Annotated in this window: 13 protein-coding genes; 2 read left to right on the plus strand and 11 right to left on the minus strand. The window is 42.2% G+C overall.

Translation table 11 applies throughout. From position 1 onward, the window contains the following. Nucleotides 1–36: 36 nt before the first annotated feature. The 8 genes from PE36_RS12715 to PE36_RS12755 all read right to left on the minus strand — a co-directional run bounded on the left by PE36_RS12715 (nt 37) and on the right by PE36_RS12755 (nt 8,611). Nucleotides 37–1,236, minus strand: coding sequence for a NupC/NupG family nucleoside CNT transporter (locus tag PE36_RS12715; RefSeq protein ID WP_006032446.1), 1,200 nt, complete (start codon nt 1,234–1,236; stop codon nt 37–39). Nucleotides 1,237–1,453: 217 nt separating this feature from the next. After that, entirely contained in the window at nt 1,454–2,392 is a 939-nt protein-coding gene (locus PE36_RS12725) for a LysR family transcriptional regulator (RefSeq protein ID WP_043994494.1), read from the minus strand. A gap of 156 nt (nt 2,393–2,548) precedes the next feature. After that, nucleotides 2,549–3,922 carry a hypothetical protein gene (locus tag PE36_RS12730; RefSeq protein WP_006032449.1) on the minus strand — a complete coding sequence of 458 codons (1,374 nt, stop codon included), beginning with the start codon at nt 3,920–3,922 and terminating at the stop codon, nt 2,549–2,551. A 163-nt stretch (nt 3,923–4,085) separates the two neighbouring features. After that, nucleotides 4,086–4,541: a GNAT family N-acetyltransferase gene (locus PE36_RS12735; RefSeq protein WP_006032450.1), complete on the minus strand. Its 456-nt coding sequence runs from the start codon at nt 4,539–4,541 to the stop codon at nt 4,086–4,088. Between the two features lie 115 nt (nt 4,542–4,656). Continuing rightward, nucleotides 4,657–5,856 carry a diguanylate cyclase gene (locus PE36_RS12740; protein WP_006032451.1) on the minus strand — a complete coding sequence of 400 codons (1,200 nt, stop codon included), beginning with the start codon at nt 5,854–5,856 and terminating at the stop codon, nt 4,657–4,659. Nucleotides 5,857–6,157: 301 nt separating this feature from the next. Then, nucleotides 6,158–6,961, minus strand: coding sequence for a phytanoyl-CoA dioxygenase family protein (locus PE36_RS12745; protein ID WP_006032452.1), 804 nt, complete (start codon nt 6,959–6,961; stop codon nt 6,158–6,160). Between the two features lie 116 nt (nt 6,962–7,077). Beyond that, nucleotides 7,078–7,443: a YkgJ family cysteine cluster protein gene (locus PE36_RS12750; protein WP_198138614.1), complete on the minus strand. Its 366-nt coding sequence runs from the start codon at nt 7,441–7,443 to the stop codon at nt 7,078–7,080. Between the two features lie 142 nt (nt 7,444–7,585). Then, a complete protein-coding gene (locus PE36_RS12755) occupies nt 7,586–8,611 on the minus strand; it encodes a hypothetical protein (protein WP_006032454.1) in 1,026 nt (341 codons plus the stop codon). A gap of 168 nt (nt 8,612–8,779) precedes the next feature. Here PE36_RS12755 and PE36_RS12760 point away from each other — a divergent pair, with 168 nt between their 5' ends. Together PE36_RS12760 and PE36_RS12765 are read left to right on the plus strand one after the other, a co-directional pair. Continuing rightward, nucleotides 8,780–9,688, plus strand: a complete 909-nt coding sequence (locus tag PE36_RS12760) for an MBL fold metallo-hydrolase (RefSeq protein ID WP_043994495.1) — start codon at nt 8,780–8,782, stop codon at nt 9,686–9,688. Between the two features lie 117 nt (nt 9,689–9,805). After that, nucleotides 9,806–10,237 (plus strand): septal ring lytic transglycosylase RlpA family protein, encoded by a 432-nt coding sequence (locus tag PE36_RS12765; protein ID WP_006032456.1) that lies wholly within the window; start codon nt 9,806–9,808, stop codon nt 10,235–10,237. Nucleotides 10,238–10,331: 94 nt separating this feature from the next. On the opposite strand, the gene PE36_RS12770 is transcribed toward PE36_RS12765, so the two are convergent. The 3 genes from PE36_RS12770 to PE36_RS12780 all read right to left on the minus strand — a co-directional run bounded on the left by PE36_RS12770 (nt 10,332) and on the right by PE36_RS12780 (nt 13,778). Next, on the minus strand, nt 10,332–11,819 hold the full coding sequence (locus PE36_RS12770) for an NAD(P)/FAD-dependent oxidoreductase (protein WP_043994496.1): 1,488 nt from the start codon (nt 11,817–11,819) through the stop codon (nt 10,332–10,334). A gap of 290 nt (nt 11,820–12,109) precedes the next feature. After that, complete coding sequence (locus PE36_RS12775) at nt 12,110–13,447, minus strand: SPFH domain-containing protein (protein ID WP_006032458.1); 1,338 nt, start codon at nt 13,445–13,447, stop codon at nt 12,110–12,112. Next, complete coding sequence (locus tag PE36_RS12780; RefSeq protein WP_006032459.1) at nt 13,440–13,778, minus strand: hypothetical protein; 339 nt, start codon at nt 13,776–13,778, stop codon at nt 13,440–13,442. The genes PE36_RS12775 and PE36_RS12780 overlap by 8 nt, the downstream gene beginning before the upstream one ends. Nucleotides 13,779–13,891: the final 113 nt, after the last annotated feature.

Below are 13,891 nucleotides of genomic sequence, written 5' to 3' on the forward strand. Positions count from 1 at the left end.
TTATTACTCGTTAGCCTTTTTTGCATCAACTATTAACTACAAACTTAAAATCACACCAGCAATTGCGGCGCTCATCAAGTTAGCCAATACACCAGCGAAAATAGCGCGGAAACCATGCTTAGCGATGAATTGACGACGTTCTGGGATCATGCTGCCTAAACCACCGATTAAGATAGCCATGGTGCTGATATTGGCAAAACCGCATAACGCAAAAGTGATAATGGCTTGTGAATGTTCACTTAACTGATCTTTAACTTCCATCAACTGAATAAACGCCACAAACTCATTAACCACGATCTTATTACCAATCAACGAGCCTGCTACAATCGCTTCATCCCACGGCACACCAATCAACCAAGCAACAGGTGCAAACACATAGCCTAAAATTATTTCAAAGCTTAACGTCAGATCAAACCAATTACCGATACCGCCTAGCATACCGTTGAGTAACGCGATAACACCGACAAAGGCTAACAAGGTCGCACCAATCGCAGTCGCCATGCTTAAACCAGCCATCGCACCGTCAGCAAGTGCTTCGACCACATTGGTTGCACGCGGTAATTCTACTTTGGTGATCTCGTCTGCGCTAATTTCATTTTTTGATGGTGGGAACAAGAACTTCGCCATGAGTAAACCAGCAGGTGCCGACATAAATGACGCCGCAACCAGAAACTTAATTTCAACACCAATCATGGCGTAACCCACTAAGGTGCCACCAGCAACCGAAGCAAGACCACAAGTCATCACCGCAAAGAACTGTGAATCGCTCATGCCTTTCAAATACGGTTTAACCACTAAAGGTGCTTCAATCATACCCACGAAGATGTTTGCCGTCGCCGCCAACGATTCCGCGCGACCTGTGCCTAATAACTTCTGCAAGCCACCACCAACAATGTTAATAACTTTAGGCATAAAACCAATATGATACAGCGCTGAAATCAACGCCGAGAAGAACACAATAATACCTAATACATTGATAGCGAATACAAAGCCGCCCTGAACTAAACTGCCAAATAAGAACGAGATACCTTCCTGACCATAATCAATCACGTTTGATACGCCCGCGCTAAAACCATTTAACGCGTCTTTGCCTGCTGGAAAATATAATACGATGAAAGCAAACGTGATCTGCAAGGTAAACGCGAGTGAGACTGTTCTTAGGGGGATATTACGGCGATCGTTAGAAAATAAATACGCCGTTAATAGGATCACTATTATGCCTAAAATAGATATCATGGAACAAACCTGTTTAATGGTTAAAATTATAAAGACGCATATTGTAGTTCGCGCCATTTTTACAGCAAGGCCAGTAAGTTGCCTGCTTGTTACAATTAAATTCAACAGGTTTGTCGTGATAGCTAGTTACTTGTTTTATAACGAATCCATAAGGATATTTATGGCATTATTTCCATATGGAAAAGATCTTTCCGCATCAGAAGATAAGTTGTCAGGGTTAGATTTTAATCTGTGACTTTAATTGCCGATCCCAGTATGAAGGTTGACCAATATATTCTTTGAAAAAGGTGATTGCCGCGCTGCTCTTCTTAGGTAAATGCTTACGGCTTGGGTAAACAGCATAGAACTGCATGCTTTGGCTCGCTTGCCATTCCGGTAACAGTTGTATTAACTTACCCGTTCTAAATTCATCGGTTAGCAAGTACGTCGCTAAATAAGCAATGCCCCACCCAGATATAGCGGCATCACGGATCGCTTCGGCTAAATCAACACGGTAATTACCATTCACATTGATGTATAACGCGTCATCGCCTTGTTTAAATGACCACAAGCCATAGTTACGCTCACGGCTTTGGTAAATAAGGCAGTTATGATGTTCAAGATCGTTAGGATGTAAAGGTGTAGTGTGATTCATCAAATAATCCGGTGACGCCGCAAGCACAAAGCAGGTATCAGCCAAATGCTGAGCCACATAACCTTCGGGAATATCTTCAATGTTAGTCAACCACAAATCAAAACCATCCTCAATCATATTGGTTTTATAGTCGAACAAACTGACTTCGACATGCAGGTCTGGGTGCAGTTTACGAAACTGTTCAATAGCCGGAATTATATGGATAGTGCCAAATGACTGCGAGACACCTAACCGCAGAATACCGGTCACTTCATCTTGTAGATTCGTCATCATCACATCAGCGTTTTGCACACTGCTCACCACTTCCGCACAATACCCAGCAAATTGTTGCCCTGCATCTGTTAAGGTAAAACTGCGGGTTGAACGCTGAACCAGCTTGACGTTTAAATCAGCTTCCAAACATTTGAGTTGTTTACTGACATGAGAAACCGACACACTTAGTGTATGCGCTGCAGAGGTAAAACTTCCGGTTTGCACCAAGGTATGAAAAAGAGCCATTTGGCTAGCGCGATCTTGAATCAAATGAAAAGTACCGAGTAACGTCCGATCCGTGTGACTAGGTAATAAAAATAAACACCGTTATTGATGTTTAATACCGGCAAGTGTATACAAAAATTACTAGGCAATAAAGCGGTAAGCCATGGTGGGATTAAACTGCTGGCTTACCGCTCAATTACATCACGGTTTATGCGTTAAAATGCCACGCACATAACTGCGGGTATTGGCATTATGATCTAACATAAACTCAGCCAGTAAATTGGTCATGTTGGTAATGCCCGCTTCTCCGTGCTGCTCACGTATCATCTGCACAATCATTTTTATCTCTTTGCTACCATCGACTTCAAAGCTTGGGTCGCTTACTAGTTGCTCTGGTACCCAGCGTTCTAAGTAATCAGCAAGCTTGGCTGATTTGTCATAGGAATTTTTGGCAAATACCTCAACAAAGGTGTTGTCGGTATATTCAAGCACAGCAGTCTCTTGCGTTAACGCCTTAAATAGCGCGCTGCTAAAGTCGTTATTTTCATAAGCTTGCTTGGTAATAATTGCTTGGAACTCTTCTAATACCAAATGACGATTAGAAAGCAGTTGGATCGCATCAATCTTAGCTTGCGGGAAACCCATCATGTCTTTGACATTGGTCCAGATACTCGAAGCGGTACTCACACCCGGTTGCAATGTTGAATGGTAAGACTGTGCAATATCACCAACGTAATGCATGCCCCACCCCATAAAGCGCCAGCCCCAATAATCATGGCCAGTGCTAAAGGCATATTCAGATAACGCTTTGTACATATGTACACGGTAATCAGGGAAGGTATCACGTAAGAACGGTGCTAACGTAAATAACACACTTGATTCATGGTAGAAGCCCATATGGAACGGCGCTTGCGTACTGTATTCCAATGCAGGATTACCAAAGGCTTGGTTACCAAAACCATACAGCTTACCGGCTTCAGTGTTGCTGTCTTCAAACAAACCAATATCCAGGCCGTTATCCGGATCGTCATTCGCCGATACTAAGACTTCGATTGGCGTTACCATTTCGCCACTTTTGACTTCCACAAAGGTCATCTTGTTATAATTATCGAGGTTAGTGAATACCGCAACCTCTGACGCATCCAGGCGACGACGGCCTTGCTTATCCTGCCCTGGTAATAACTGAATGTACGGATTAATACGGGCATTCGGATTAATACGTATGGCATGAATGAAACTTGTTAGTAAGTTTTGGCCAGCGGCGTCAAATGCTAACGTATCCGGACGCGGTTTATAATGCGGGAAGTTTTGGCGTAACCAGTCTTCATTGGTTGCTAATAACGTTTCTAACCCTTGCGCTTCTGCTGTCACAAATTCAGCTAAGGTTTCGACCTTGATCGGCGTTTGCGCTGCCACTTCTGGCATGGTGTTCAATATGGGATAGGTAATGAGGCTGTGTTCAGACCATGCATTGGCGTTACTCACCATCATACTGCTACACAGTAATACGCCCAATGTGACTTTAATCTGGCTTTTAAGCTTGCTCTTATGTTTTAAAAAAGTCGGGATCAACATAACATTCCTTTGAAATCGGTCGTTTATGGGTATTAACAATTGATTATAAATGAATTATGGCTGAAGGTTGGTATAAAAGTGTAAGTTTATATGAGGATGTACGTTTGTCGCCGCTTAAAGGTTAGAAGCAACTATTAAGCAGCTATGAGTCTTGTTTGTAAGACTACGATTCAACATTAAGTTCCATTGGCACATAACGAATGCTATTCACACTCAGTTCTTCCGACATGGCCTTAAACCCGACTTTCCGATAAAAGCCGAGTGCATAAATAGATGCTTTGACTCGAATCACCCCTGCGCCACTCATCTTTATCATTGCTTCAACGAGTTGTTTCGCGACACCAAAGCCATGATAGTCAGTTTTGACATAAAGATGACCAATATAGTTCTCTTCACGCCAACCTATATACCCTATTATGTCATTATCAGCACTTGCTTTAATCACTGAATAAATTTCGGGATCTTTGACCTTATCGATATCAGATTTAAACGCAATTCTAATGGCTTGCTGACCTTCTGCATTAAGTAGAGGCACAACATGTTCTTCGTTGACTGACTCACCTAATTTAAGAATTGCATCGAGATCTTTGTGAGTCACTTTTTCAAGAATAAATTCCATTTCTTCTCCATCTGCATGACATTTTAATTACCTTTATTACCAACATCTTAGCAACTAAATTCGGTAAGGTAAACGCCTGCACAAGAACTTGAGACTAGCCTAAATAAGTAAATTATCAACGTAATGCAAAACTGTTTTCAACTCGATCTCTGCCCTGTACTTTCGCTTGATAGAGTAAATCATCAACACGTTTAAATAATTGCACTATCGACTCATCTGCGATGTATTGGGTGACCCCGATACTGGTGGTAAATGAGATCTCTTGTTGTTCATCTGTCATCACTGACGATTTACGGATAGCCTCGGCAACGCGTAACGCCACTTGAGTTGCTTGCGCTAATTCTAAATGCGGCATCACGACCAAAAATTCTTCGCCACCAAAACGCGCAATAACGTCGTAATTTCTTAGCTCTTGCTTTAGCAATGACGAGACTTTGACTAAAACCTTGTCTCCAACCATATGGCCATAAGTATCATTAACACGTTTAAAATAGTCTAAATCGAACATCATTACACTAAATGAGCCTTGCGCAGCATTACTATTTTTTGCTATTCCTGTTACTTGGCGCATCAATACCCGGCGATTGATCAAGCCTGTTAGTGAATCTACTGTGGATTCGCGATAAAGTTTCATTAGCATGACCATCTGCCCAGATTGTAGCCATAAACAAATCCCGCCAAACAACACGAACAGCCATAGTTTATCGATAACTGCAGTATAATTTCCTGAGTATTGGATATACTCAAGCATTGCTAATGGTAATGAAATGACACTCAACAGCGCAACACCACCAGAGACTGTCAATGGAAACAGACCTAGCATGGCAATTATTAAGTACGGTGTGAGAGTAAATGACAAAGGTATGTCTCTATAGGCCATTGTTTGAGTCAATAATAGCTCTGTTGCCGTATAAGATAATACGGGTAATAAAAATGAGAGTGTTAATACCAATCGAGTCATATTAACCGTATGGGAACGACGAATAAGTTGGTAAAGCCCAATGAGAACACCTGATACTAATAACCGATTAACTAATAATAATTTGGCCTGCGTGCTGTCAAAGACAAGAAAATCAAGGAAAGATGATGCAGGTACGCTAATAGCAAAAAATAAGCAGACTAATTTAAGCCGTTCGACAATATATTGGTTACGGGTTTGAATAAAGTCATTTGAATGATTATGTGTTGAAACGACGTCTTCAATGGTGCTATGTCTGGCACAGAATGATTTGCCAGAATTGAGCCATTGTTGTGATTGTGGCTTATTTACCTGCTGACGACGATCATCATTGTCTGCGTACGATGAATTAGACATTCCTTCTTCCTTGATATTATGCACAAAATATTATGAACAATTATATTTCGCAATAATAAGCCAACGTCGATTTATAGTTTTGATCTAGTTCAATAAATACCCATGGTTAGGTATCCGACCTAAGAAAGACCCACTCACGAACTTTTGCTTGCCTAATAGCATCGGTATATTCATTTTATGCTACGAGGATCCTAACTAAGGGGTATCTTATAGGGCTAAGACTAGATGAGTCAGTTTTCACAGGCAGGCGCGACAGTCTTTCGACGAAGTCGCTACCAGCCCGCAACACTTGTGACAACTATTATGACAGCAAGCAACACTGCGCCTTTAAGTCGAGCGTGCTCTTAAATAATCTTGGATCATCAATTTTATCTAGCATTTCAATACTCGGTAAACACGCATCATCGACGTAGTCGGCAAAGTCACCCTCTGGATCAAACACTAAGATATCCAGCGCTAATCTGTCCATGCCATATAGTCCGCGGTGGATCATATCCGCTGAAAAAACCAGTAAGTCGCCCGCTGCTAAGTTAATAACCTGACCGGTAGAAAGACTGTCGCTACTCACTTTGCCTTTGATTTCCTGTCGTACATTAAATTCTTCTTCATTATCCCAGCGCTTATGCGTACCAGGGACGAGTTCCATGCCGAGTTCATCAAACAAAGGCACGCGAAGATGTACTACTTGCGTCTCCTGAACGGCTATTTTTTGCTGTTCAACCTCATGGTCGTATTGACAGTCACGATGCCAAAAGTCTTTTTGTTGAGGATTAACGGGATTGAAAAATAATTGGGTATTCATAAATGCGGGATTAGCCGGTATCACCGATTCGACCACATCCATCATTTTTTTTGAACTGATAAAATTAAACAGTTTCAGTCTATCGTCGCACTCTAAATACTCAATACCGGTAATGACAGAAGAATTAAACGCTTCTTCCCGATAGAATTCGGCGTTGTCTTCTTTCCACAACTCATGAAATTTAGATACGACGTCTCTCAGTGCTAAAATCTCAGCCGCATTAAAATAATTTCTAATTACAAAGTAACCTTGCTCGTCATATTCGCTATTCAATTGACTTCTATTACTCTCTTCAACACCCATTACCTTTAACACCCATTACCTCTATTTTATGATAACAACTCGGCGGTCTATGCTTTGATAAATACCAGACAAGCTATAAGGATTGAGCCGAGTTTAATTTTGTTTAGTTACACCAACTACACCAACACTTGTCGTGTATTTCTGATGTAGTGATGGATCTGCCCCTCGACTTTAACGTCAATCATTTCATCTGGTCGGCGATCATTGGGACAAGGCATTTTCGGTGTGGTGCCAAACAGTCGGCAGATCAACGGTCGTTCCTCGTACACAGTGCATCCTTTAGGTCCCAGATGTACGCAGTTATACTCATCTAATGCAGCTTCATGCTCAGCATCTGTTTTATATGGCAGGCGCGACATTTCTTCAGCAGACGTCGTTACGGGTCCACAGCAATCATGGCAACCCGGCGTACATTCAAACGTCGGGATCTCTTTGCGCAGGCGTGCAAGGTCCTCTTTATTATTGTTATTGTTCTTGTTCATTAACAATAATTTTATTTTTTCGTATTCCGAAACCATGATAGTTTTCTACCTAATGTCACTCGAAGATGACAATGCCTGTAAATTTACGGCGTATGTTAACATTTGTAAGTGTACCACGCCTTGATTTCCGACATCCTTCACCTTACTTAGACTCTAATAGTTCACGAAATGATGTTGGTAATATACTTTGCGCTTTACTGGTAATACATTGTTCATGTTTTTGCCAAAGGATCCCGAGATAAATAATGAATAACCCCAGCAGTGTTAATGAGATTGGAAATAACCAACTGTCTTTAAATATATCCGCCGCTAAGTGACCAATGTAACCAGTACAGCCTATCGCGCCGAAAACAACAAACACTCTGCGAACAAGTAATACGCCAACAGCGATCATGAGTAGATTGATACTAAAGTAAATAAATTTAGAGAGCTCACTATCAGAATATTGCAGGGACATTCCGCACCAAAAGGCGAGCACCCCAAATAAATATATCCAAAATGCATAGTCAGCTGTGTGTCGAGATCTAATATCTATCCAAAAGGCTAAGGCAATCATGAGTAGTCCTGTGTACATAGACACGAGTTTTCTGAGCGCCCAATCAAAATCTCCGCCCGAAATCATGGCTGTAACATCCATGGTTAAATACCAGAGTGTCACCGCAATTGGCATCATTAAAAATGGATACCTATATTTCCAAGCGAGAATTGCACCAACGGCTAACGTACTCAGTTCCATATACAACCAATGCCATTTGATATAGCGATGATAATCTCGATATACACTTTCATCCGGCCAAATACCCAATGCATGTTGTAATCCATATACTGCCAATGGGGTCAACGCAATAACAAAGGTGACACATATACCAGCAGGTATCGCATACCCTTTTGCTTGAAATGTGTTGGTCAGTTTAAGGCCAACAACCGCATAAAATAAGGAGATAACAACAATACCGACACCACCGAATGACTCCCAGCCTAAATTCATAAACAGCGTCATCGCACCGATTGCAATTAAACCGCCTACATAATAAAGAACATGGGTAAAATCAAATTTAGGGCCTGTATTAGGCTGCTTGTTTATGAATTCAATTAATTTCTCAGACTGTTCAAATGATAAAATCTTCTCATTTACTGCGTCTTCAAGATTTTTCTTCGTTAAGTTCAATTTAGACTCCTTCCTATGACTTTATGCACAATACATTATCAATTTAAGGCAGCAAGGTAAACGGCCAGCGCTTATGCCGAACCTAATTCGAATAAACAGAACTCTGCTAGACTCACTGAGTACCGTTTGACTGCTATTTACGAGCAAGTTTAAGGAAGGAATTCGACTATGAACAAACTATTTCCCTCATTTATTATAGCTACATTCCTTTGTCTGACCTACGTCGTATTAGCCGAGGATCATAATGCAGATAAAAAGATGTTTAAAGTAACTGAGCTCAAACCTGGCTTTCAGTTTTTGCAAGGCAAAGGCGGCAATATCTTATTATCTGCAGGTAAGGATGGTCTGCTTATTGTTGACAGTGATTACAGTGAGATGACACCAGCATTGCAAGAAGTACTAGCGCAGCATAAAAGTTATTTAAAATATGTGCTTAATACTCACTGGCATGGCGATCACACGCAAGGTAATAAGGTGCTGGGTAAAAACGCAGAGATAATTGCGCATGATAATGTCTACCAACGGCTAAATAGTCGTCAAGAAGTTAAACTGTTCAACATGGTGTCAAAACCTTACCCTGCACATGCATTACCGGATATTACCTTTGACCATTCGCTCACGTTACGCTTCAACGACGAGACCATTAAAGCGCTGCATCTACCGAACGGTCACACCGACGGCGACAGCATTATCTTCTTTGAAAAAGCCAATATCGTACATATGGGCGACCATTTCTTTAATGGCATGTTCCCTTTTGTTGATGTGGGTACCAACGGCAGTGTTCGTGGTGTGGTGAAAAATATTAATGGGATCCTAGATAAAATAGCGGATGACACCATTGTCGTCCCTGGTCATGGCGCGATATCTAACAAACAACAACTGATCGCGTTTAAAGACATGTTAGTCGGTACTATCAATGAAGTTGAAGTGATGATGACCCAGCAAATGAACCTAAAGGCTATTCAGGAAAAAGGCTTGAGTGAGCAATGGAAAGTCTGGGGCCAAGGCTTCTTGAATGAAAAAGTATGGATCGGTATTGTACACAGTAGCTTGACGAAGGATGCCGTTAAAAATTGACTGTAGCGGCGAACAAAACTGAAATGTTGATGTCTCACACCGCGATGAATTCTTAAAGATATTCAGAGACAGGTAAAAACATGAAACTTTATTTTAAAAAACGGTATTAAAAATCACATGAAAAAGTTAAGCCTTATATTTACAATTCTAGTCCTTTCCATGCTGACAGCTTGTTCGTCTAGATCCACGTTGACAACCGGGTCACCTAAAACCATAGCCTACTCAAGATCTCATGATCTTGTCGGTCAAGCGTCTTGGTATGGTAAAAGATTCCACGGGAAGCTTACCGCGAGTGGAGAGACATACAATATGAGGGCATATACTGCCGCGCATAAAACCCTACCATTTGGTACCGTCGTTAGGGTTATTAATACGGCTAACAGTAAGTCTGTCGATGTCAAAATTAATGATAGAGGGCCATTTGTTAGAGGCCGAGTAATAGACCTTTCTCAAAAAGCATTTGAACAAATAGGCAATACAAATCAAGGGGTCGTTCCTGTCAGAATAGAAATTCTGGATGACAGTAATACCTTTAGATACAAGCATTAAAAAATAGATGTCTGTGGTCTTGAAAAACACCTCAAGGCACCTATTTCAGTATAAAAAATCATTAAGCCACAACAAACGTCATGTGATGTTGATGTTATTCTTTATTTTTTTCATCTTCATTTGCCACTTTTTTCTCTAGACAACGCCCTCTCGGTTCGTCGCCCTCATGCAGCACGATGTCAGTATGCAGAAACTCAGCAGCCTCCGCAGAACCTTTCACTTTCTTCGCGCTACGCTCCAACATTTCGGTTTCAAACTCAGTTAACACACGGTCTCTCAAGCCAGCTTCACGCCATTTAGACAAGGGTCTACATTCTTTGGTAATAACCCTAGCCAGTGCCAGCGCATCCAACAGCGCTTGATTCGCGCCCTGTCCTTTGAATGGACTCATAGGATGTGCAGCGTCTCCGATCAAGGTCACGTTAGCCCCTTGCTGCAACAATTCAGGCTCGAGTAGCGCTCGGTCATACACCGGATAACCAGAAACCATCACTTCCTGCGTCGCCGTTAAAATCTGTGGAATGGGATCGTGCCACTGACATCGACGCAACGCTTCTTCTTTTAGTGCTTTAGTGCCTTGCGCACTTAACGCCTTGGCTTCGTCTTCTGGCATTGGAAAACTAAGTTGCCACATCACCGAGTCCGCGTCATAAGGCATGATGTAGATACGCTCATGGCCATTAGCGGTTTGGAATACCGTGGCCGAGTCGAGCAAAGTACGATCAAGCCCTTCATCTTCAAGATCGGCCAAAGGACAGATCCCCAAGATCACGATACAGCCTAAATAATTTAATGGCGAAGCATCCTCACCCACCAGCAACTGGCGCACCGAACTGCGAATACCATCCGCCCCAACCACAAGATCTGCATGGGCGTACTTCATCTCACCATCAACCTGAAAACTCAAATCAACACCTTCACCCTCAGATTGTTTAAAGTCGACCAACTGATGCCCCCACTGCACCGCATCATGTCCACCGAGTTGCTCAAGCAAAGCTAAACGCAACGACTGCCTTGCGATATGGACATTGGTGCGTGTCGGTAACTTTCTCTCGTCTGACGGCACCCATTTTCTGATCCCCCATTCACCGAGTACTTTGCCTTCGGTGGTATGCACCACATGTCTGGTTGAAATTATGCCGTCCTCTAACGAGAAAATGCCCAACCCCTCAATAGCTCGACTCGCTTGTTGCAGCGTAAGCCCATAACCTTGAGATCGTGCATCGAAGCCGCTATCGCGTTCATAAAGCGTAAAAGGAATGCCACGGTGCAAGCAAGCCACAGCAAGGGCCACACCACCGATGCCACCACCAATAATGGCAAGGTGTGGGTAGTTTTCTGTATCTGGCCCATCAACAAAGGATGGGATAGCGGAACGGATCAGCCCGGACCCTTTACAATTCGAGCAGGCATCAAGGTGCGGCTTAGGGCGGACAGGCGCGATGCCTTCGCAGTTGGACTTTTCAAAGTGCTCTAATTCTCGCTGGTAGCGGAGTCTTACTTTCTTGCGCAGGCGTTTACTTACTTTCCCACGACCCTTACATTCAGCACAAATATTCCAGTGGTTCTCTTCAATCTTCAACTTTTCTACCTGCCCTTTATTTAACCCGCGATTGGTTACACTCAAATAAGAAAACTCTCAGCTGTTAAAACTCATATTGAGGCCGATGTTGAAGCCTAAACAGTTAAGCTGAAAGTTAAGATGTGATTATAACGGTCATTACGGTCTATTACTGTTTAACTGGAGAAAACTTAGATTTTTATTGATACAGGCTGTATTTGCGGCGAATTATGGTGCTTTCTACAGTTGGGGGAGACGAGCGTGGTTGTTCACCAAGCCAAATTAATGGCTCAGCGATTTACCTGAAAAACTTACTTATTACTATCTAAACGTTTTTTGAGATTAAGTGCGGCATCTGCAGCTAACAAACGCATGAATTCAGAACCATTACTCTGCGCATTCCCGCCTCCGATCACAATTTCAGGTACCAGACGACTGTTGCCCAGACTGTTGAATAGAGCCGTTTGGATTTGTACTTCCGCCTTTAATGTTTCATCGAAAACATATTTAGGATCCAGTGCCGCAGACTTAGCCCTTTGACGTGCTTCGGCTAATACATCCATACCCTGCGCCTCGAGGCGTTGCTGTTTCAATATTTCTGCTTGTTCTTTAGCAAGTTCAGCTTTAACTGCCACACGTTGCTGCGCAGAAATAATCGCATTGGCTTTCACCCTTTCAGCGTCTATCTGTTCCTTAATTTTGAGCTTTTCTGATTCAGCTCTCTGCTTGGCAATGGCTTGTTCACCTAAAGCGACTTCGGTACGGGCTTGTTGTTCAGCCTTCTTTAGATTTTGTCGCGCAAGCGCTTCATCGGCAGCGGCCTGCTTTTGGGCTTCAAGCCTGGAGTTCACTTTACTCTCGTAGTCAATATCGATAATACTCGCATCAACGACCGTGATCCCATAGGCACCTAAGATAGGCGAATTACGCAATAAGTTGCCTTCTTGATCTTCTTTTATTTTAATCGTGACACGCTGCTGTTTACTTAAATTATTAAACTCACCCTTTTTAGCACGGCTGTTGGAACCAAAAATTTGCTCGGTCACAAAAATACCATTGATGAGTTGATCAGAAAAATCTTGGCTTAGTTGGCCATTACCACCTGAATAGTGTTGTTCTACTGACATCATTCTAGCGGATGCTTTGACATTTTCAGTTGTCGCACGCATCAGTAAATTTGAGATTAATGTTTCTTGCGAGCCAAACTCTTCGTGGATTTTAAGTAATCCCCGTAATGCGCCAGAATCACTGGCAGATACATTACCAGGTAATCTAAAGCGTGCTACGCCTCTGGCCCCCCCAGTCGTAGTATCAAGGAATCGAATTGGGATTAATGGTGCCAATGCACTCGCCGTTGCCGCTTTATCACCGGTAAAATTAATCGAAATCACTTTTTTATAGGCTGATACGGTGCCAAAAGCTTTGAAATAAGGCCCGGCTTGACTGATCACCGTGAGATTACCGGTAAATGCCGATTGATGAACCAGACGTTCGTCTGCTTCATTCCAGGCGACCATCTGTGAGATTAACGTCGCAATGACCACCAATACGATGATAAAAGCTGAAATTAAAATCAAATTACGACGCCCAATTCGGGCAATTAAAGAATTAGTTGTGACTTGTTGAGCTGGTTGAACATTACTACTCATGTTTGTTAATCTCCATATTTAACTTCTTCCTGACAAAGTAGATGATCTCTTGCTCACTTAACTGAGCGCAGAAACTACCGGATCTGTGCAACTCTATAAAAGTCGCCAGTATGTCTTCTTTACTTTGTGTTAATTTATCTGCATTTTCTTGATTTTGATTCTTTTCGATAAGCTGGGTGATTAATTCATCCACTATTGTATCTTCATCAAATAACACATTATATTCTTTAGATTTGCTGATCCGCCCCTTATGTATGTTGCGATAAATCACATAAAATGCTGCGCACAAGATAATAATGAGCACACTTAACCCTGTAATATATAAAAACATAATATCTACTTATATTGTTTTGAGTGTTAAAGACAGGGTGAACACGACATGCAACGCTACATTACGTGGGTAGAAATACCAACCTAACCTGCGCCAGTAAAAAACGTCCGGTG

It is taken from the genome of Moritella sp. PE36 (assembly GCF_000170855.1).
In the GTDB taxonomy this organism is placed as follows: Bacteria; Pseudomonadota; Gammaproteobacteria; order Enterobacterales; family Moritellaceae; genus Moritella.